Raw genomic sequence first — 19681 nt, 5'->3', positions numbered from 1 at the left:
CAGGGCTTAAAAGCACGTCCCAGCGGCGCTTCCTAGCAGCTTCCTACCGACGCTTCTTCTTTTCGCGGACACGCACCGCGATGCGCACTGGCGAGCCCTCGAATCCGAATTCTTCACGCAGCTTGCGCTCCAGGAAGCGACGGTAGCCGTGCTCCAGGAAGCCGGTTGTGAACAGCACAATCACCGGCGGGCGCGAGGACGCCTGGGTGGCAAACAGCACGCGCGGCTGTCGACCACCACGCAGCGGTGGCGGGTTCTGCTGCATAATCGCACGCAACCAAGTGTTCAAGCGACCAGTGGAGATGCGCTTATCCCACGACTCCACAGCCTCCAGCATGGCCGGCTCCAGCTTCTGCACAGCACGCCCGGTCTTGGCGGAGATATTCACCCGACGAGCCCACGGCACATGTGCCAGTTGCTCTTCAATCTCGCGCTCGAGCAGGTCGCGGCGGTCCTCATCCATGAGGTCCCACTTGTTGTAGGCCACCACAAGTGCGCGACCGGAGTCGAGAATCATGCGCAGCACGCGCTGATCTTGCTCGGTAATCTGCTCAGAGGCATCGACCAGGAAGATCACAACCTCGGCGTTATCAATCGTCGAACGAGTACGCAGCGAAGCGTAGAACTCGTGGCCCTTGGCGGTCTTGGTCTTCTTGCGGATACCCGCGGTATCCACGAAGCGCCACAGCGTGTCGTTCATCTGCACCAGCGAGTCCACCGGATCAACCGTAGTACCGGCCACGTCGCTGACTACTGCGCGATCTTCACCGGAGAGTTTGTTCAGCAGCGAGGACTTGCCCACATTCGGCTTGCCCACCAGCGCCACGCGACGCGGCCCGGTCGGCAGCGACTTCGCACGCGGCACCTCCGGGAAGGAGGCCACGACTTCGTCCATCACGTCGGCATTGCCACGACCGTGGAGGGCCGAGGTTGGGTGCGGCTCGCCGAGCCCGAGGGCCCAGAACTCCGCGACGTCGCCAAGCTGCGAATCCGACTCAAACTTGTTGGCGGCGAGAATAACCGGCTGCTCCGCGCGCTGCAGACGGCGGGCCATAACCTCTTCCGTGGCGGTGATGCCGACGGTGGTGTCGACGACCATGACAATCACATCGGCGGTCTCCATGGCGGTCTCCGCCTGACGAGCAATCGCCGCGTGCATGCCCTTGGCGTCCGGATCCCAGCCGCCGGTGTCCTGCACCCAGAAGCGACGTCCGCCCCATTCTCCCAGGTAGGAGATGCGGTCGCGGGTCACGCCCGGGAAGTCTTCGACAACTGCTTCACGACGGCCAATGAACCTGTTAACCATGGTGGACTTACCAACATTCGGTCGTCCCACAATGGCCACGGTCGGAAGGGCTTCTTCCTCCTCGTCGCTCACGCCAAGTGCTGCGAATGCGTTTTCCAGCTCTTCCCAGTCGGCGTCATCGTCAATCTGGCCGGTTTCGGCGCGCTCGATCGCTTCGGAGATAATCGTCTCGTGGTCGGCAATCGTGCGGTCGATGAACTCGTCTGCGCTGGTGTGGCTGCCTGCGGTGCCTGGCGCGTTTTCGGTCTCCACGTTTGCGACCAGGTGTCCGGCGGTGTCGTCCTCGGAGTCCTCGTAAGAGCCCTCGAACTCCTCGTTGTCGACATCGTCCCAGTCCATGGTGGACCCCGGGTAGCCGGCCTCAACGACATCGAGGACGTTTTCCACGACCTCTTCGATGTCCATCTCAGAGGTGTCCAAAATGAATGCGTCTTCGGCTGGCTTCAGCGGCGAGGTCGCACGGTTGCTGTCGAGTTCGTCGCGGCGGATGACGTCGGCAAGCACGGTGTCGAAGTCAGCCTGACGACCAGCAGCAATGTCCTGGTCGTAGCGGCGGCGGGCGCGCACCTCAGCGGAGGCGGTCATGAAGATTTTCGCCGGAACGTCCGGGAGCACCACCGTGCCGATGTCGCGGCCTTCCACCACGCAGCGCACCGCCGATGCGGCCAGCGAGCGCTGGAGCGCGACCAGGTTGGTACGCACGGCCGGAATCGCGGAGACAGCCGACACGTTGCGGGTAACCTCCGGGCCGCGGATCTCGCCGGAGACATCCTCGCCGTCGAGGAGGACAGCGGTGGAGTTCGGGTCATCGGAGACTTCCAGTGGCAGGGCGGCCGTCGCCTTGGCCACGGCTTCCTCGTCGGCCGGGTCGATGCCCTGGCGCAGTACCCACAGGGTGGCCACACGGTACATCGCGCCGGTATCCAGGTACTTTGCACCCAGCTCGGTTGCGACCATCCGGGAGACAGTCGACTTGCCAGTGCCGGAAGGGCCATCGATGGCAACCAACAGCATGTCGTCAGTGTTCTGCTCGCTCATGTGGGCTCCTTCAGCGCCTTGTTGTTCCACTCCGTGGTTTTCTTCGTTCTTCTTCACTAGTGCCATTTACAGCCCCACCGCGTTGTAGAGAGAGGTCAGCTCAGCGCGGTTGAGTGCGCGGAGAGCGCCCGGAGTCTGCTCGCCCAGCTGGACAGTGTGAATCTTAGTGCGCACCAGGCGCTCGACCGGGTAGCCCGCGGTCTTGAGCATCCGGCGCACGATGTGTTTGCGGCCCTCGTGCAGCTCGATGCGGACGATAGAGCGGCCCTGCCAAACGTCGATAATCTGCGCCATGTCCGCCTTGGCGATGCCATCATCGAGCTCAATGCCCTTTTCCAGCTCGCGCATGACCTTGGGGTCAACCTCGCCGACAACGGTGGCCATGTAGGTCTTGGTGACCTCGTAGCTTGGGTGCATCAGACGGTTGGCCAACTCACCATCGTTGGTGAGCAGCAGCAGCCCTTCGGTGGGCGCATCCAGACGACCAACGTGGAAGAGTCGCTGACCAGCGCTGATCTTCTCACCGATGATGTCGCCCACACACGGACGGCCCATGTCATCGTGCATGGTCGACTGCACACCACGCGGCTTGTTCAGGACGAAGTACTGCATGTCCTCATTGACGATGACGCGGGAACCATCGACGCGAATCACAGACGTGTTCGGGTCCACCCGTACGCCCTGTCGCGTCACAATCTTGCCGTCGACCTCGACGCGGCCTTCGTCGATAAGCTTTTCTGCCATGCGACGGGATGCCACACCTGCCTGTGCAAGCACCTTCTGCAGGCGCACGCCCTCACCTGCCTGGCTGTGAGCGCGCTTGCCCGAGCTACGACGGTCGGAGTCCACGTGCTGATGGCGCGCCGGGCGGGCGTTGGATACGTAGATGTCCTTCGCGTGGACGTTGGAGGTCTCCATCTTCGCGCCGCTGTCGCGACGGCTGCGATTGCGCTGGGCGTTAGTGGAGCCGTGTGCGCGGTTGGAGTGATTCTTACGGTTCTTGTGTGCCGGTGTGCCTTCTCGGCGAGCGGGTTTAGCCACTTGACCTACATCCTTTTCAAGCGTTGGAGATTGCTCTGTTTGTTAGAACTTCAGCGCCAGGCGACGCTGTTCTCTCCCCCGTGGGCCCAAAACGGCCGGTGGAAGCAGGTTAATAAAGAGATTTACAGAGAAAGCCTCGCGCCTTGTCGTCTAGTCACCTTAGCACGTTTCTCGCAAAACGCCAGCTTAACGACGTCCCGCGCGGCCTCTACTTCGAGGCGCCGCCAGAGCGCCCCTTAAAGCGCTGCGGCTCCCCTACAGCGCTGCGGCCCACTCTCGCACGCCCGGCAGCCACTGCGTAGCTTTCGCCACAAACTCCTGCCGCGCCAACGCGCCCGCTCCCGCCTGCACCGACCCCAGCAGCGGCACCCCGGTGATGCGTGGCAGTTCTTCCAGGTTCGTCTCGATGATCGGGTCGACATCCGCCGGCAGCGAACCTCCCACCAGCGCCGTGACATTGACCCCACGCCCCCGCGCCACCTCGACGGTGAGCTCCGCCTCGTTCAGGCAGCCCAGCCCCAACCGCGTCACGACCACCATCTGACTACCCGGCAGCAACGCCGCCAACTCCGGCAGCGCCCAATCCTCGCCGAGCCGCACCAACAAGCCGCCCGCGCCCTCCACGAGGACAACGCGGTTCGGCCCGTCGATAAGCTTGATCTTCTCCGCGATCTCCGTGGCGTTCGGCAGGCGCATTCCCGCGCGCTGCGCCGCCGCCACCGGCGCCATCGGCTCGGGGTAACGCTCGAAGCCATGCAGATTGTCGATCCCCGTCAGCTCCGCGACAGTGTCCAAATCACCGCCGTCAGGGTCCGGAAATCCGGTCTGAATTGGTTTGACGACGTGCACCTGCCTGCCCTCCCCGCGTAGTGCCGCCGCCAGGGCCGCCGTGCCGATGGTCTTTCCAATATCGGTACCGGTGCCGGTGACAAGGACGATGCTCATGGTGGTTAGTGCTCCTTTTGGCTGTGGTGGTGTGGGGGCTGTGGTGGTGTGCTGGTTGTGCTTCTTGTTGTGACGCTGTTGTGTTGCTTCGCTGCGCGGTTGGTCGTCGTGCTGATTGCGCTACTTGTTGTGCTGCTTCGCTGCGCTACCTACGTTGTTCCTCTGCGGCGACTATGGCGGCGATGGCCTCGCAGATGCGGTCGACCTCGTCATTGGTGCTGATGTACGGCGGCATGGTGTAGACCAGCTTGCCGAATGGGCGCAGCCACACCCCGGCATCGACAGCTGCTGCGGTAGCCAGGCCCATGTCCACTGGGCGCTGCATCTCCACGACACCGATTGCGCCAAGGACACGCACGTCGGCCACGGCATCGCTGCTGGCTAGGGGCTGGAGCTGGTCGCGGAATCGGGACTCGATGCGCGGGACATCCTCACGCCACTGCCCTTCTGCAATCAGGTCGAGCTGCGCGCAGGCCACCGCACAGGCCAAGGGGTTGCCCATGAAGGTCGGGCCGTGCATGATGCCTCCGCCTGCACCACCGGAAATAGTACGAGCCACATCGGCGGTGGTGAGGGTGGCTGCGAAGCTCATGAAGCCGCCGGTCAGCGCCTTGCCGACACACATAATATCCGGCACAATCCCGGCCGCCTGCGTCGTGAACAGGTCACCAGCACGGCCGAAGCCGGTGGCAATCTCATCCGCGATGAGGAGAATGCCGTGCTTGTCACACAGCTTCCGGAGCCCTACAAGCAGCTCATGATCATGGAACCGCATGCCACCAGCGCCTTGGACCACCGGTTCAACGATGAGGCCGGCGACGGAGTCGTCGATAAGCGAATCGAAGTGCGCTAGATAGCGTGCGCGTTCCTCTTCGGTTGCGCCGCGGGCGGGTGGTTTGTCGGCGAAGACCTGCGGAGTCCACTGGCCCGTCCACAGCGAATGCATGCCGCCCTCGGGGTCGCAGACGGTCATGGGCGCGCGGGTGTCGCCGTGATAGCCGCCGCGCCAGGTGGCCAGGCGGGTGCGCTCGGGATGGCCTTTGGCCTGCTGATACTGCAACGCCATTTTGATCGCCACCTCGACGGAGACCGAGCCAGAGTCCGAGTAGAAGATGGCATCGAAGCCGGGGCCCGCGAGCTTCAAGAGTTTCTCCGCCAGCTCAATGGCCGGGCGGTGTGTCAGTCCGCCGAACATGACGTGCGACATGGTGGTGGCCTGCTTCTTCGCGGCTGCGACCAGCTTCGGGTGCGAGTGGCCGTGGCATGCGGCCCACCAGCTGCTCATGCCATCGATCAGGGTGTGGCCGTCGGCGAGGTGGAGGTTGACGCCCTCGGCGGACTCGACCAGTTTGGGCGCGACCGGCGACGGGATGGGGCCGTATGGGTGCCAGATGTGGTCGGCGTCGAAGGCTGCGAGGTCGGCGACGGATGCTTGCGTTGGCTGCGGTGTAGGCGACTTCGCGGATGCTGGTGCAGACGACGGTACGAGCGGCTGGGTGGTTTCCGAGGCTGTCATGATACTCAAGCATAGTACCTGTACAGCGCCAGACTTGAACACTGTTCGGGGTTGGTGTTTGGGACTTTTCGCAAGGATTACAGACAGTCTCAGCGACTTTACGACACCCATGTCACCTCGTGGCAGCTGTGGAGGTGGCATGAGGTGACGGGGTGTCGTGAAGTGAAATTTTGGGCTCGAGGGCAGCGGCAGCGGGCCGGGCGCGGCAGCGGCACCGGCAGGGGGCTAAACCCGATAAGCCAGCCAGCTAGTACAACCGTCCCGCTTGGCTCCACACCTGTCGGCGACGCATAGCCAGCTCAGCCGCCTTTCCTGTGATCGTGATGGGCGGCCGAGCGAAGGCGTAGTTACCGTTGTAGCGGTTCCCGCCATTTGCCAGGTGACGTCGGATTTCCGCGGCCGTTTGCCTCAAGGTGGCTACTGCGGAGCCGTCGAAAAGCTGTGACCAGACAATCCGGATGACATTCAGCCCGAGATTCTTCAGGCGCTTTTCGCGCTCCAACTCCTTTGCGATTGCCACCTGCGTGTCCGCAACCCCGCCGTCGGTGTATTTCATACGGCCATCGAACTCGACGACCAGCCCAAGTTCGGGCAGATAAAAGTCCACGCGTGCGATGAAGCCACGTTCATCCCGAAAGGAAACCTGCTGAAGCAACGGAGCCCGAGAATCGTCGACAGAAGCTAGCCCCGCCTGGACGATTGCTTCTTTAGTGAGCGATTCCCCAATGCTTTCCGACGACGCTGTCGCTTGCCGCAACAACCTCCTGGCCTGCGCATTTCCCGGAGCACGGGGATACGCAGCCAACGTGGCCAACAGTTCCTCGGTATCGGTGTGGCGCTGGAGGGCGGCGTCGGCAAGCACTAGTGCATTATGCGGGGTGCGAGAACGGCAGACATCGATGACGGACTTTGGGACATCGGTGACGAGGCGGCCATCGACTTCTACGACGTCCTCGGGGAGAATCCGGCCGGAGACGCGGATGAGGCGTTTGTGCGGCTGGTACGGGCCATTCGGTGTGCTTCGCAATTGCCCACGCGTGCGGCCGGAGTTGGCTATCGCGATGGGAGTGCCATGCGTCAGTAGAGGTAAACCATGGAGGGCAGCGGCAGCATCGCGGGTGATTACGGTGGCGGTGCCGCGATGAATGAGCGCTTTGATTTCCAGAACGTAGCGTTCGGTGCTGTGTAAGGCGAGCCACCTGTCGACGGGCACGTACGCGCCATGCGCGAGCCACAGAAGGCTGCCGCTTTTGGCTCGCCGGTGGAGATCACGGTCGGAGTGCTGGCCGATTCGGGAAATTGCGAAGGTGCTGGGACGGGCGCATTCGCACTGCTGGCCGGTACGGATGATGTCGTCGGCGTCGTAGATCCACTGCGGCATCGGATTGCGCTCCTGAGGTCCAGGCAACTGCTGGTCGGTGGGTGGTGTGTGCTGGGCGGTGCGAGTGTTTGCGTGTTTGTGTGTTTGCGAGTGCTACGTTCTCATTTTTTGACACACGCGGAGGGTCAGGAGGCGTCGATTTGGCGTTGGCTGTGGATAGTTTGCAGTTTTCGGGAGTTATCCACAGGGCATGCGGTGGGCGCAACAGGGGGCAAAGACCCGTAGTGCGCAGCGAGCGGCAGTGAGCAGCCCCTAAACGCGACTTCACGACACCCATGTCACCTCGTGGCAGCTTTGGAGGTGGCATGAGGTGACACGCGTGTCGTGAAGTGGATCGATAACCGTGAAGTGAATCTAAAACGGAGTGGCTCGCCTAGCCACCACCCCAAGCCCTGCCTAGTCCAACGGCTCGTCGATCAAGTCGACCTCTGGCAGCAGCGGAGCCAAGTCAGGCAGCTGGTCTAGCGAATCAATCCCCAAAAGCTCCAGGAACAGCGTCGTCGTAACGTACAAATGCGCACCGGTGGCCGGGTCCTCTCCCGACTCGGCAATCAGCCCGCGCGCGACCAGCGTGCGCATCACACCATCAACATTGACGCCGCGCACACCGGAGACCTGCGCACGCGTGGCCGGCTGCCGGTACGCCACCACTGCCAGCGTCTCCATAGCTGCACGTGAGAGCTTCGACTGCGAGCCATCCAGCAAGAAGCGCTCCACCGCGCTGGCGTGCGCGGGAGCCGTGTAGAAGCGCCAGCCCTCATCCGTTTCACGCAGCTCAATGCCGCTGCGGCGCGCACGGTATTCGTACTCGATTTCGCGAAGCACGTCACGGATATCGCTTGCGGAAACATCCAGCGCCCGCGCCATATCCTCCGCCGCCACCGGCGTATCGACCACAAGCAGAATCGACTCCACGCCTGCTCGCAACGGGTCAATGGGTGGCAACTGCGCCGGAGAAGCAGACGCAGACTCCGTGGCCTGCTCGGATGGTGCGGAACTGGTTTCGCTCATGCGCGTCAGATTACGCAACCTCCCGCGCCGGGCGCTAATTAGTGGCCGCTAATTAGCTGGGCCCCAACTCAGCCCCAGCTCAACCAAGCCCGACCGAGCCCGCACCGAGCAGGGCCCAACCACGCCCGCCCGAGCCCGACCGAGCCCAACAGCCAGCACAAATCAACAGCCACCTACTCCCAGTTCGCCGCCGCCACGACGGCCGGGTCCACGTCGAGCCCGGTCCAGGCCACGTGGATTTCCTCCAGCGCTTCCTCCTGCTCCACACCGATCGCCTTGGCGCGGTAGAGCTCCAGCAGTGCCAGGAACCGCCCGACGACCTCCATGGACACGCGGCACTCCGATGTCAGCTGCGTAAAAGTCAGCCAGGTCCCCTCGCCTGCCAGCCGCAGCGAGTCCAGAATCTTGCCCGCCTGCTCTGGCACGGACACCGGCACGCCGTGGATGTGGCCGACACCGACTTCCTCCGGTGGCTTTGGCCGCATTACGACGGCCGCAAACTCGGCAAACTCCCCGAGCGTCATGCCCAGGCGCACGGGCGGCAGCAACTCCTCGAACTGCTTGTCCGGCCCCACGGCCCGCGGATAGCGCCGCGGCGCAGTCTTCTGCCACTCCTCGAATTGGTCGGCCACCTTGCCATACGCCTGGTACTGCAGCAGTCGGGCGAACAGCAGGTCGCGCGCTTCTAGCAGTTCGAGGTCTTCTTCGCTGTCGACGTCGCCACGCGGTAGGAGCCGTGCGGTTTTGAGGTCGAGCAGCGTCGCTGCCACGACGAGGAATTCGGTGATTTCGTCGAGGTCACTGACTGCGTCGAGGCTGCGCGTGTATGCGATGAACTCGTCTGTGACCGCCGCCAGCGCGACTTCGGTGACGTCCATCTTTTTGCTGCTAATCAGCTGCAACAGCAGGTCAAAGGGCCCGTTGAAGTTCGCGAGCGCGACGCGGAAGCCGGTGATTTCTTCCTGCACGCCCTCGCTTGACGACGGTTCGGGAGTGTAACTATCCGGGGAAGTCACCTATTATTTGCGGCCTTTGCGCTCGATGACCTCGCGGGCCAGGTTGCGGTACTGTGCCGCGGCTGGGGTGTTTGGCGCCCAGGTGGTGATGGGCTCACCGGCGACGGAGGTTTCCGGAAAGCGGACGGTTCGGGTGATGACCGTGTCAAAGACCTTGTCACCGAAAACCTCGATGAGGCGTTCCATGACTTCCTTGGCGTGGCGCGTGCGGCGGTCGAACATGGTGACCAGAATGCCGGAGACTTCCAGGTTGAAGTTCAGGCGGTCGCGAACCTTGGCCACCGTGTCGGTGAGCAGTGCCAGGCCGCGCAGCGAGAAGTATTCGGCCACCATTGGGATGATGACGCCCTCGGCGATGGTCAGCGCATTGACGGTCAGCAGGCCTAGCGACGGCTGGCAGTCAATGATGATGAAGTCGTAGTCATTCATCACTGGGCGCAGCGCGCGCCCCAAGGCCTGTTCGCGACCGACTTCGTTGACAAGCTGAATCTCCGCCGCCGACAGGTCGATGTTGGCCGGGACGAGATCCAGGCCGGAAACCTTGGTGTGGTGGATGGCATCACGGACGTCGGTGGTGTCGTCGACGATGAGGTTGTAGACAGTCAGGTCGAGTTCCTCATGAGGGACACCAAGACCGGCGGATAGTGCCCCTTGCGGGTCCAAGTCAACGAGCAGGACTTTACGGCCGAACTCCGCCAGTGCTGCGCCCAGGTTGATGGTCGAGGTGGTCTTACCCACGCCGCCCTTCTGGTTACACATTGCCAGGATGACCGCGGGGCCGTGACTGGTCAGGGGTGCGGGTTCCGGTAGCTCGCGCACCGGACGACCGGTGAGACCGAGTTCAACTCGATCGGCCTCAAACAACCCTTCTTCAGCCACAGTCAATCCCTCTTCCTTGAAGATTTCTCATCAATTCTACTGCGCCACGTAATACCGCCATATATTACCGCCGCGTAGTAGCGCTACATACTACCGCCGCATATTACCGCGAGTATTCAGCCCGTGGGTGAGCCCCCGCCCAGACTCGTCGCATATTCTCTGCGGTAATCATGGTGTAAATCTGGGTTGTCGTCACGGAGGCGTGTCCGAGCAGCTCTTGGACCACGCGCACATCGGCACCGCCTTCAATGAGGTGCGTGCCGAAACTGTGGCGCAGGGTGTGCGGGGAAATTTTCACGCTCAGCCCGGCGCGCTCACCCAACTCCGCCAGCGTATTTCCGGCCGACTGTCGCGACAGCCTGCGTCCCAGCGAGTTGATAAACAGCGCCGGCCCGGAGTTCGCCCGCACCCAGCTCGGCCGCCCGCGCGTGAGCCACGCATCGAGCGCAGCCATGGCCGGCGAGCCCACTGGCACGATGCGCTCCTTTCCGCCCTTGCCGCGCAGTAACACGAGGTTGGTTTCGCGATCCACGTCATCGATATCCAGGCCGGTGACTTCTGAAACTCGCGCACCTGTCGTGTACAAAAACTCCACCAGTGCGCGGTTGCGCAGGTCGGTCACGTCTGCGGTGTCGTCGGCGGGGATGGACTCGATTAGGCGGGTGACCTCGTCAATGCTGAGTGCCTTTGGATACCGCGAGGGCTGCTTCGGCGGCGCCACTCGCTTGGCGACATCCGCCTCCAACGCCCCCTCGCCCACCGCGAACCTGTGGAAGCTCCGCACGGCCGACAGCGACCGCGTCACCGAGGTCGGGGCCAACGCTGGCCTACCCGCCGACTTATCTCCCCGCGCCAGATACGCCAGGAACTCTGTTACGTCCTGCTCGGTGACCTGCGCCAATTCCGTGCGCCCGATCTCCCGCAGGTAGGTGCGGTACTTCTCCAAGTCGCGCTTATAACTGGCGAGCGTATTCGCCGACAGGCCCTTTTCCACCGCGAGGTAGGTGACGAAGGCGTCGACAAGCGGATCAATTGAACTCATCGGATGCGTTTCAGGTCCGCTCCGGCGCCGAGCTGCTCCGTCCGGCGTTTCGCCAGCGCCGTCGGCCGAATGTCGAACGGCTCCGCGACCGAGCGCGGCGTCGCACCCCTCAGCAGCACCTCCGCCGCCAGCAGAATGCCGGACAGTGCGATGCCGTTGAGGATCTCTCCGCGCAGCGCCATCGCCACCGCTTCCTCGACGTCAATCCACGACGCAGTCATGTCCGCTTCCTCATCGTGGGCTTCCGGCTTATCGACGGCACGGAGACCCCTAGCCAGGTAGATCCGGACCGCTTCCTCTGCGAAGCCGGGCGAGCTGAACATATCGGTAAGCAGGGACCAGGACTCGGCCTCCAGTCCGGCTTCCTCGACCAGCTCACGCTTGGCGGCCTCCAGTGGGGCTTCGTCTGCGACATCGAGGAGCCCGGCCGGCAGCTCCACCAGACGCTCCCCTGCCGCCTGCCGCCACTGATTCAGCAGGTAGAGGCGGTTATCCTCATCTGCGGCAACGACTGCAACAGCGCCGAAATGCTCCACAATCTCACGGGCGGACACATTCCCACCCGGCATTCGCACCTGGTCGCGGCGGACCGCGAGAATAGGTGCCTCGAGAACGATCTCGGAATCAACAACGTCAAATTGGTGCGCCATGAGATTTACTCTAATAGGTAGGCCGGATTGGACCTGGCGGAGCCAAGGCTAGTTGCGCTTGAGGGCTGCGGCGATGAGACCGTCGAAAAGCGGATGCGCGTTGGTGGGGCGTGACTTCAGCTCCGGGTGCGCCTGCGTGGCCACGAGGTATGGGTGCACGTCTGTGGGATATTCAACGAATTCGACGAGCTTGCCGTCCGGCGAGGTGCCCGAGATGACCAGGCCTGCTTCTTCGAGCTGCGCGCGGTAGGCGTTGTTGACCTCGTAGCGGTGGCGGTGGCGTTCGGTGACATCGGTGGTGCCGTAGAGGCGCGCGACGACGGAGTCTTCAGCAAGCTTCGCCGGGTAGGAACCCAGGCGCATGGATCCGCCCAGGTCAGCCTCGCCGGAGACAGCCTGGAGCTGCTCCTCCATCGTGGCAATCACTGGCTCGGCCGCGTTCTCGTCGAACTCGGTGGACGACGCGCCTTCAACGCCCGCGGTGCGTGCCGCCTCGATGACAACACACTGCATGCCCAGGCAGATTCCCAAAAGTGGCGTGCCGGTTTCCTTTGCGTAGCGGATGGTCGCAATCTTGCCTTCAATCCCACGCCCGCCGAAGCCGCCGGGGATGACAATCGCGTCAACGCCGGCCATGTTTTCTTTCAGCCCCTCGGGGGTTTCGCGGTCGTCGGAGGCAACCCAGCGAATGTTCGCCTTCACGCGGTGGGCGAAACCGGCGGCGCGCACAGCTTCCGCGACGGACAGGTAGGCGTCCGGCAGGTCAATATACTTGCCGACGAGCGCCACCGTGACCTCGCCCTTCGGGTTGTGGACGCGCTCAAGCAGGTCTCCCCACACGGCCCAATCCATGTCGCGGAACGGCAGATTGAGGCGGCGAATGATGAAGGTGTCCAGGTGCTCGTCGTAGAGGACCTTCGGGATGTCGTAGATGCTCGGCGCATCTGGGCAGGACACCACGCCCTCGCGGTCGATGTCGCACATCAGCGCAATCTTGTTTTTGAGGGAGTCGGGAACGTCGCGGTCGCATCGCAAAACGACGGCATCGGGAACCAGGCCAATCGAGCGAAGTTCGGCCACCGAGTGCTGGGTGGGCTTGGTCTTCAGTTCCTTGGAGGGGCCGAGGTACGGAACCAGTGACACGTGCAGGTAGAAGACGTTTTCGCGGCCGACGTCGTGACGCACTTGCCGCGCAGCTTCCAGGAAGGGCTGCGATTCAATATCGCCGACGGTGCCACCGATTTCGGTGATGACCACGTCGGGCTTGTCGCCGCTTGCGTCGGCATTGCCCATAGCGACGATGCGGGATTTGATTTCGTCGGTGATGTGCGGGATGACCTGCACGGTCTGGCCGAGGAATTCGCCGCGGCGTTCCTTAGCGATGACCGAAGAATAGACCTTGCCGGTGGTGACGTTGCCGCCGGCGGAGAGATTGCGGTCGAGGAAGCGCTCGTAATGCCCCAAGTCCAGATCGGTTTCCGCGCCGTCTTCGGTGACGAAGACCTCGCCGTGCTGGAAGGGGTTCATGGTGCCCGGATCCACATTGAGGTAGGGATCGAGCTTTTGCATAGTCACTTTCAGACCACGCGAGGTAAGCAGGCGGCCGAGCGAAGCCGCAGTTAAGCCTTTGCCGAGGGAGGAGGCAACGCCTCCTGTAACGATGATGTATTTCGTAACCACGGGACTTCAGAATATCGCCTGCGCGGGTATAAGCGCAAGCTATTTTTCACAATGGCGGAGATCACTTACGCAACTAGGTAAGGCTTTCAAAAATCATGGTCGCCTGGATGCGGTCCCCGCCCATCAGTCCCTTACTGCCCGAAGAGGCAGTAGTAATCGTGTGCAACCGGAACCCCTGCGAAGCCTTGTCGTTGATTACCCTCTCAAGCTCTGTCAGATTAGCCGAGCCGGTACCGATGAACTTTTCCTTCAGAACCACCTGAAGAACTTCATAATGAGGCATTTTCCGCCCTCCGTTAAAGTAATTTTCAATATTGCAAGCAAAACAATACTCGGGCGGATGCATAAACGCGACCACGTCGTTACCCTCGGGGCTATGACTGACCTAACGAATAAGAACATTGCAGTTTTGGCCACTAACGGATTCGAGGACTCCGAGCTGACTAGCCCGGCTGAGGCCGTGAAGGATGCCGGTGCGACCGTGCACGTTATCTCCACCGAGGATGGATCCATCGAGGGCAAGAATGGCTCGAAGGTGGATGTCGATAAGCTGATCAGCAGCGTTTCTGCCGATGATTATGATGCCCTGATTCTGCCTGGCGGCACCGTAAATGCAGACCAGATTCGCATCGATAAGGATGCCGTGGCGCTAGTGAAGGGATTCGCCGCAGCCAACAAGCCGATTGGCGTGATTTGCCACGGCGGTTGGATTCTCACCGATGCGGATGTGCTGAAGGGCCGTACGATTACTTCCTACATCAGCGTCAAGACTGACCTTATTAACGCTGGTGCCAACTGGGTCGATGAGGAAGTTGTCGTTGACGGCAACCTGATTTCCTCCCGCACCCCGGCCGACCTCGAGGCTTTCAACGAGGCTTTCAACAAGGCACTCGTAGAGAACTTCTAAGCCACTCAGCTTTTAGCACCACCAAAGGACGGCTGTTGCCATGAGTTCATATTGGGATAACCCAAAGTCGCTGTGGGATCAGATTCCACAGCACGATCAGGAAGATGCTTCCGGGCAGCAGCCTGCCGCGCCGGAGCAGCCTCCCGCGCCCGAGCAGCTTCCGCCGCAGCAAGGGCGCCACCAGGGATTGCTCTCGCACAACAACATCGTTATCCAGCAGATTCGAAATCTCATGGCGGATGATTTCGACATACTGGATACCGAGGGCCACTGCATCGGAAAGATCGAAACTACGGGCAGCACGCTGAGCCGAATGTTTATGGGCTCTCGTCGTCTGACAGTGTCCGAGCCGGACGGCACTCCGGTATTCGTTATCACCGACCCGACCGATTTTACCCTTGACCGTTACGAGGTCTACTACCCTGGCTCGCAGGCGACAGACTCTGAGGGCAAGCAGCAGGGCGGAGTAGGGCCATCGCGCCTTTTGGCAACTATTCAGCAGAAGTTTGCGTTCTTTCAGCGGAAGCTGGAAATTTCAATCCCCGGTTTTGCTGACTGCCGTGTCGACGGAGACCTCTGGCACTACGACGCCACTTTTATGATCAACGACATCAAAGTTGCACAGATGTCACGCAAGTGGTCGGGGTTTGCGAATCTCCTATCCGGCAATGAGCGCTATGTTTTGCAGCTCAAGGATGATTTGCCACCAGAGCTACGCGCGGCCATTATTGGTGCCGCTATTGCCCTGGATTTGATGGCGAAAAAGGCGCGATCCGACTAGCTATTATCGCTGTCGACTCGCGCCTTTTATCAAGAACTACTGCTCGCGACTATCGCTACCGCGACCCGGCAGCCTGAGCGATGCGTCCGTCTATTTCCGTGATGCCATCAGAGACGGCATTGACGTGTTCTGGGCGAACATTGGCATTGTCGTTGATGCCGCCTTCAAAAACTGCGGTTACCGGCACGCACGGAACCTCAACATTACGTCCGAGCGCATTCGCTACCAGCGCGATTGCTCGCGGCGAGAAGGTCAGACCAATATGGCCCGACAGATCCGCAGAGCAACCATCCTGTAGGAGGATGTTGTTGGAAGTCGGTGCATTCCACTGGCTTGCAGCCATTGGCGTGACGGCTTCATCAACCTGAGTCGAGATTGCAACGTAGTTGACGCCCGGCTGCTCCAGGCCACCTTCATTCATCTTGGCCATGAACTGGCTGTGCTGCAGCAGATCCACCAGGCTCGGGCTGACAATGAAACCCGCAGCCTTGTCACCAGCGTTGTCGAACTGGTTGAGCTGCTCCAAGCCGTAGGAAGCGCCCAGCAGAGTTGTGCCATGCAGCACGCCCGCCAGGGAAACGATGGTGCCAATCCCCCGGCCCTGCTCCTGCTTGGCGTAGGCGGCAGCCAAGGCGCCACCGGCAGAGTGTCCAACAATATCAACGGCGGTTGCACCAGTTTCCGCCTTGAGGGTTTCAATCTTCGCAGTCAGCTCTGCCAAAGCAGTATCCAACGGGGTCATGTTGCGCATGGTTGGAATAGAGCCCAGAACTGAAAACTCGTCAGGACCCAGCTTGCCGACGTTAAATGCGTACAGACACTTACCCATTGCCTTTAGCTCCGGTGCCATGCGAGCATAGGTCTGGTACGAGTTCGTGTTCATACCATGGATCATGACGACCGGATTCTCACCAGGAGCAGGAACACACTGCACATTCGTGCCCTCGGGGCTGATGTTTTCGGTCATCCCCTGCTTAATCATGACGGTGGGGAAATCATTTGCCTTCGGTCCCCAAGCGCCCATTTCGGTCCAGGACAGGACCTGATTATTACCTGTTGCCGCAGCCGGTGCAGCGGCCGCGATAGGAGCCGCCGCCAGAGCGACACCAGCCGCAGCCAACAGTGCTGTGGCTGACCGTGCCAGCTTTGCAAATGCTCGATGAGTGCCCATGATTACTCCTTGCCTAGAACAGTGAATAGTAAAACGCTTCCAATAAGAACTACGGCATGGGCAAAAATCAGGCTACGAATCGTTATCGTACTCTGAAAGGAAATCAATGAAAGCCTCTCAAAGGGGTTAATAAAATGTAATCTAAATATAACTATAACGCGATTCACCTACAGCTCCGTAGGTTATTAGAGTGATTTCGGTTACAGCCCCAAAACACGAGTGACTTCCGCCCATCCCGTGCATACAGCGCCGACAGCAACTGCAAAATAGCTCGAGACCTGCAGGGCCAGGAACTTGCTCAAGTACCGATTCAGGACCCAGCTGAGGGAAAGCAGGGAAAATGCGATTCCAGCACCTGAATACTCCGGCACTAACGGATCATGAATGCCCGCATGCTCAAACATTATGAACAGCAATGAGTTCGCGGCCACAATGACCACTAGCACCGACATACTGGCGAGTAAATGCAGGCTGCGACGCAGCCAAGTCCTGGGAAACTGCTGGCTTCCCAAGGACGAAAACGAGAACAGTCGTTCTAATAGACCTAATTCCCAATCCGGCCTTATTACTACCGTTCAGTGCATGACCACGTTTGATTCGCCAATTATTAGGGCGTTTTTCGCAGAAGATGTCATCGAGTCGGCACAAAAGCTTTCAGCGCAATCCCCTATGGCCGAGGTTGCAGCTGGTGCCTACCGCATCACCGTCGATGACTTCGAGGTCCAGGTTGATGGATTAACTTTTCCTGGCTGTACTTCATGTCAGTGCGAAGACTTCCACACAAGGAATTTATGTGTTCATATCTGCTTCGGCGTCGCGGCAATGTTGGCAGAACGTCCCAGTCTCGAAGAAGACCTGTGGCCCGAACCTGGTGTGGCAATAAACCCAGACCTATTGGAACCGGATTGCTACTACGAGCTCAAAATGCTCCCCATGACATACTCCCCTTCATGCCAGGCAGGCCATACATTAGCGGAGTCAATATTGGACGAGTCGAGCCAATGCCACGGGATCGTTGACGATGCCCAAATCGCCGATGAGGTAAAGCGCCTGTTCCACGATTACTTCGAACAATCAGGGATGTGGGGTCTCGATATTTGTAGTGGGGAAATTGAGGCGTTGATAGCCGAACTTCACGTCCTCGGTGTTGACGACAACGAGATTCGAACTCTCGTATCAGACCACTCCGAGTATTCAGACGTAATTCCTCGCCGCTGGTGGCCCCGGAGTTGGTGGAAGATACTGTTCCTGCCATCTAATTGGCCTAATTGGCGACTGTCTAATTGGCAGCCACAAAGATAGAAGCCGCGCAGGTTGCGAATCCGAGATAGATCGCGCCGACCTCGCGTTACAGAAAAACCCCTTTCCACCTGCTCTTACATTAAGGTATTTCACATGCACAAACGACACATTTTTGCCCTTGCACTCACTATTCCGGCATTGTGCCTTTCCGCTTGCGCCAACGGAGAATCGGAAAAGGCACCGGAGCCGACGACGGTTACCAAAACTGTCACCAGCCCAGCACGCAGCACAGAGTCGACGACGCAATCCACCACCAAGAACCCTGCCCCGTCGACTTCCACAACCCGAACGACGGATACTGCCAAACCCACTGGCTACACCGACGCGCCCAATGGCGAGCCAACGGCTATAAACAAGGCGATTTCACATTGCGCGAAATCCTCGCAGGGCCTCTACGAGCAAGGCACCACCTGGTTTACCGACGGCACGTCCGGATGGACACAGTATTGCGCCAACAATTTCTATGATGGCCCTTCCACAAACACGGCCCCGGAACCTCAGACCAACGAGCCGTCCCCGTGGGTTCAAGGCCAAATCGACTGGGCTGACTTCCTAAACTCTGGCCATTCTGAGGAAGAATGCCGTGCAATGTTGAATTAGCTGGCACTTGTTGAATTAAGAAGCAGCTGCCACCTTCCCGACAAACATTCACAACAGCAGCTACGCCAATTCAATGCATAGCCACCACCGCTGCCCCCCCCCCTCGTAGCCCCTACCGCACACCCTCCCCAGCCTGCAGCGAGATTGGTGACGCATTTCCCCGTGCCGTCGTCACCGAGAAGTTCGCCTTACTTGCCAGGTAGCGGTCATCGGAGGCCTCAATCGGCACTCCGTCCAGCGTGAATGCACGGCGCCGGACTCGCAGCAAAGGCGCACCCATCTGAATCTTCAGCAGCGCGGCATCCTCTTCATTGGCCGGAACCGCATCAATGGTGCGCGTCGCATACGCAATGTCCACACCGCTATCCAACAGGTGGCGGTAAATGGACCCCGAATCAGTATCAAAGGTCAGAATGTGCTTGCCGACGTCCAGAGGGTAATTCAGCCTCTCGACCATAGCTGGCTCCCCATCCATAAGCCGGAGCCGAAGTACGGAGACAACCTGATCCGTGTCCGCGATTTCCAAATGCGCTGCTAACTCCGATCCTGCAGGCTGTCGTGTTACCCACTGCGTCTGCTGCCCTGGCTCCGCACCGGTCTTCTGGCACCACTGAGTAAAGGAAATGACCTCGTCCGTGACAGATGGTCGAGCGCGGTGTGCGTGGATTTCAGCGAACAGTTCGCGACCAAATTCAGAAATGCCGTCCCAGGCAACGACCAACTCCCCAGCACTGTCGAAGGTAGTCAGAACCATAATTTTTGTGGCTTTCAAGCGCCTCAGAGTTGCGCCATTTCCACCCAAGCTAAACTTGTGCAGCTAAGTCTTGATCACAGTCATAAGCACCGCTGCTGATGATGGCGTCAAGTTCGGATGACGTAATACTTGGATATTCTGACTCGTGCAAAACGCCACGGGTCGAAATCCCACTGTTTGCGTATCGAGTCCTATTGCGATGGCATTGCCGGGTTCAGGGTCTTTCTTTTGACGAGAACAAAATCCATCAATGCCGTTTTCAGCTTTGGTCCGTGATACGAAAGGATATGAGGCAACACCCGTCGTTCTTAGTGCCGACTTGTCATACCCGGCTATAGAAGCCGCCATGGACTGAAACACATCTGTGAGCAGCATCGGTTGAAAGTACAATGCTTCGAAAGTGCTCATGACGCTTCCTCCGTATCCGCCAGTATCGGAGTTACAAGGTTTCCAAGACCGTGCGTGTGCATGTTGACCTGCCAGATCACGTAGTCGGCGACGGTACTAAGGAACTCTTCCTCTGTTGGTGGCTAATCATTGAAATAAAAGTAGCTGTGTTGCCACTCATCTGTTGCCGAGACTTCAGTACGTACGATGAAGTGCGTGCAGTCTGGTGCACCGTCGTTAAGGGGCTCTTCCGGTTTCGGAGTGCGTAGCGGGG

General features: G+C 60.2%; 20 protein-coding genes. 4 read left to right on the top strand and 16 right to left on the bottom strand.

Features of this window, described 5'->3' with window-relative positions; translation table 11 throughout:
* Positions 1-43 precede the first annotated feature (43 nt).
* The 12 genes from der to HMPREF2614_RS03850 all read right to left on the bottom strand — a co-directional run bounded on the left by der (position 44) and on the right by HMPREF2614_RS03850 (position 13863).
* Entirely contained in the window at positions 44-2344 is a 2301-nt protein-coding gene (gene der / locus HMPREF2614_RS03905) for a bifunctional cytidylate kinase/GTPase Der (RefSeq protein ID WP_070560212.1), read from the bottom strand.
* A gap of 66 nt (positions 2345-2410) precedes the next feature.
* The gene (locus tag HMPREF2614_RS03900) at positions 2411-3262 is read right to left on the bottom strand and encodes a pseudouridine synthase (protein WP_080972844.1); all 852 of its coding nucleotides are present in this window, start codon (positions 3260-3262) and stop codon (positions 2411-2413) included.
* A 378-nt stretch (positions 3263-3640) separates the two neighbouring features.
* Entirely contained in the window at positions 3641-4330 is a 690-nt protein-coding gene (gene bioD, locus HMPREF2614_RS03895; RefSeq protein WP_038625566.1) for a dethiobiotin synthase, read from the bottom strand.
* Positions 4331-4475: 145 nt separating this feature from the next.
* Positions 4476-5846: an adenosylmethionine--8-amino-7-oxononanoate transaminase gene (locus tag HMPREF2614_RS03890; protein ID WP_038625568.1), complete on the bottom strand. Its 1371-nt coding sequence runs from the start codon at positions 5844-5846 to the stop codon at positions 4476-4478.
* 247 nt (positions 5847-6093) lie between these two features.
* On the bottom strand, positions 6094-7227 hold the full coding sequence (locus HMPREF2614_RS03885) for a PDDEXK family nuclease (protein ID WP_052155520.1): 1134 nt from the start codon (positions 7225-7227) through the stop codon (positions 6094-6096).
* 396 nt (positions 7228-7623) lie between these two features.
* Positions 7624-8238, bottom strand: a complete 615-nt coding sequence (gene scpB / locus HMPREF2614_RS03880; protein ID WP_038625570.1) for an SMC-Scp complex subunit ScpB — start codon at positions 8236-8238, stop codon at positions 7624-7626.
* Between the two features lie 173 nt (positions 8239-8411).
* Positions 8412-9254, bottom strand: a complete 843-nt coding sequence (locus HMPREF2614_RS03875; protein WP_187402594.1) for a segregation and condensation protein A — start codon at positions 9252-9254, stop codon at positions 8412-8414.
* 3 nt (positions 9255-9257) lie between these two features.
* Positions 9258-10133, bottom strand: coding sequence for a ParA family protein (locus tag HMPREF2614_RS03870; protein WP_038625574.1), 876 nt, complete (start codon positions 10131-10133; stop codon positions 9258-9260).
* Between the two features lie 103 nt (positions 10134-10236).
* The gene (locus HMPREF2614_RS03865; RefSeq protein WP_070560210.1) at positions 10237-11175 is read right to left on the bottom strand and encodes a site-specific tyrosine recombinase XerD; all 939 of its coding nucleotides are present in this window, start codon (positions 11173-11175) and stop codon (positions 10237-10239) included.
* Positions 11172-11825, bottom strand: a complete 654-nt coding sequence (locus tag HMPREF2614_RS03860) for an NUDIX domain-containing protein (RefSeq protein WP_070560209.1) — start codon at positions 11823-11825, stop codon at positions 11172-11174. The genes HMPREF2614_RS03865 and HMPREF2614_RS03860 overlap by 4 nt, the downstream gene beginning before the upstream one ends.
* A 48-nt stretch (positions 11826-11873) precedes the next feature.
* Positions 11874-13505, bottom strand: a complete 1632-nt coding sequence (locus tag HMPREF2614_RS03855) for a CTP synthase (RefSeq protein WP_070560207.1) — start codon at positions 13503-13505, stop codon at positions 11874-11876.
* A gap of 73 nt (positions 13506-13578) precedes the next feature.
* Positions 13579-13863, bottom strand: coding sequence for a DUF4177 domain-containing protein (locus tag HMPREF2614_RS03850; RefSeq protein ID WP_239392972.1), 285 nt, complete (start codon positions 13861-13863; stop codon positions 13579-13581).
* An 18-nt stretch (positions 13864-13881) separates the two neighbouring features.
* On the opposite strand from HMPREF2614_RS03850, the gene HMPREF2614_RS03845 reads away from it, so the two are divergent.
* Entirely contained in the window at positions 13882-14412 is a 531-nt protein-coding gene (locus HMPREF2614_RS03845; protein ID WP_070560379.1) for a type 1 glutamine amidotransferase domain-containing protein, read from the top strand.
* Positions 14413-14452: 40 nt separating this feature from the next.
* Positions 14453-15193: an LURP-one-related/scramblase family protein gene (locus HMPREF2614_RS03840; RefSeq protein WP_070560205.1), complete on the top strand. Its 741-nt coding sequence runs from the start codon at positions 14453-14455 to the stop codon at positions 15191-15193.
* A gap of 55 nt (positions 15194-15248) precedes the next feature.
* On the opposite strand, the gene HMPREF2614_RS03835 is transcribed toward HMPREF2614_RS03840, so the two are convergent.
* Together HMPREF2614_RS03835 and HMPREF2614_RS03830 are read right to left on the bottom strand one after the other, a co-directional pair.
* Positions 15249-16364 carry a lipase family alpha/beta hydrolase gene (locus HMPREF2614_RS03835; RefSeq protein ID WP_070560204.1) on the bottom strand — a complete coding sequence of 372 codons (1116 nt, stop codon included), beginning with the start codon at positions 16362-16364 and terminating at the stop codon, positions 15249-15251.
* Positions 16365-16564: 200 nt separating this feature from the next.
* The gene (locus HMPREF2614_RS03830) at positions 16565-16816 is read right to left on the bottom strand and encodes a hypothetical protein (protein ID WP_141745469.1); all 252 of its coding nucleotides are present in this window, start codon (positions 16814-16816) and stop codon (positions 16565-16567) included.
* A gap of 130 nt (positions 16817-16946) precedes the next feature.
* Between HMPREF2614_RS03830 and HMPREF2614_RS03825 the strand changes: the two genes are divergently transcribed.
* Positions 16947-17666, top strand: a complete 720-nt coding sequence (locus tag HMPREF2614_RS03825) for a hypothetical protein (protein WP_141745468.1) — start codon at positions 16947-16949, stop codon at positions 17664-17666.
* Positions 17667-17759: 93 nt separating this feature from the next.
* Positions 17760-18266, top strand: coding sequence for a hypothetical protein (locus HMPREF2614_RS03820; protein WP_070560198.1), 507 nt, complete (start codon positions 17760-17762; stop codon positions 18264-18266).
* Positions 18267-18378: 112 nt separating this feature from the next.
* Here the strand turns inward: HMPREF2614_RS03820 and HMPREF2614_RS03815 are convergent, their stop codons facing one another.
* Both HMPREF2614_RS03815 and HMPREF2614_RS11035 read right to left on the bottom strand, forming a co-directional pair.
* Complete coding sequence (locus tag HMPREF2614_RS03815) at positions 18379-19038, bottom strand: GntR family transcriptional regulator (RefSeq protein ID WP_246815672.1); 660 nt, start codon at positions 19036-19038, stop codon at positions 18379-18381.
* 45 nt (positions 19039-19083) lie between these two features.
* On the bottom strand, positions 19084-19428 hold the full coding sequence (locus HMPREF2614_RS11035) for a restriction endonuclease subunit S (protein WP_141745467.1): 345 nt from the start codon (positions 19426-19428) through the stop codon (positions 19084-19086).
* Between the last annotated feature and the right edge of the window lie 253 nt (positions 19429-19681).

It is taken from the genome of Corynebacterium sp. HMSC074C11 (assembly GCF_001809455.1).
Classification (GTDB): Bacteria; Actinomycetota; Actinomycetes; order Mycobacteriales; family Mycobacteriaceae; genus Corynebacterium; species Corynebacterium amycolatum.
This window is presented reverse-complemented; position numbering and strand designations above follow the sequence as displayed.

Coding starts and splice junctions, on each gene's coding strand:
- der (WP_070560212.1), bottom strand. CDS start 2,344: ATGAGCGAGCAGAACACTGACGACATGCTGTTGGTTGCCATCGATGGC.
- HMPREF2614_RS03900 (WP_080972844.1), bottom strand. CDS start 3,262: ATGGAGACCTCCAACGTCCACGCGAAGGACATCTACGTATCCAACGCC.
- bioD (WP_038625566.1), bottom strand. CDS start 4,330: ATGAGCATCGTCCTTGTCACCGGCACCGGTACCGATATTGGAAAGACC.
- HMPREF2614_RS03890 (WP_038625568.1), bottom strand. CDS start 5,846: ATGACAGCCTCGGAAACCACCCAGCCGCTCGTACCGTCGTCTGCACCA.
- HMPREF2614_RS03885 (WP_052155520.1), bottom strand. CDS start 7,227: ATGCCGCAGTGGATCTACGACGCCGACGACATCATCCGTACCGGCCAG.
- scpB (WP_038625570.1), bottom strand. CDS start 8,238: ATGAGCGAAACCAGTTCCGCACCATCCGAGCAGGCCACGGAGTCTGCG.
- HMPREF2614_RS03865 (WP_070560210.1), bottom strand. CDS start 11,175: ATGAGTTCAATTGATCCGCTTGTCGACGCCTTCGTCACCTACCTCGCG.
- HMPREF2614_RS03860 (WP_070560209.1), bottom strand. CDS start 11,825: ATGGCGCACCAATTTGACGTTGTTGATTCCGAGATCGTTCTCGAGGCA.
- HMPREF2614_RS03845 (WP_070560379.1), top strand. CDS start 13,882: ATGACTGACCTAACGAATAAGAACATTGCAGTTTTGGCCACTAACGGA.
- HMPREF2614_RS03840 (WP_070560205.1), top strand. CDS start 14,453: ATGAGTTCATATTGGGATAACCCAAAGTCGCTGTGGGATCAGATTCCA.
- HMPREF2614_RS03835 (WP_070560204.1), bottom strand. CDS start 16,364: ATGGGCACTCATCGAGCATTTGCAAAGCTGGCACGGTCAGCCACAGCA.
- HMPREF2614_RS03830 (WP_141745469.1), bottom strand. CDS start 16,816: ATGTCGGTGCTAGTGGTCATTGTGGCCGCGAACTCATTGCTGTTCATA.
- HMPREF2614_RS03825 (WP_141745468.1), top strand. CDS start 16,947: ATGACCACGTTTGATTCGCCAATTATTAGGGCGTTTTTCGCAGAAGAT.
- HMPREF2614_RS03820 (WP_070560198.1), top strand. CDS start 17,760: ATGCACAAACGACACATTTTTGCCCTTGCACTCACTATTCCGGCATTG.
- HMPREF2614_RS11035 (WP_141745467.1), bottom strand. CDS start 19,428: ATGAGCACTTTCGAAGCATTGTACTTTCAACCGATGCTGCTCACAGAT.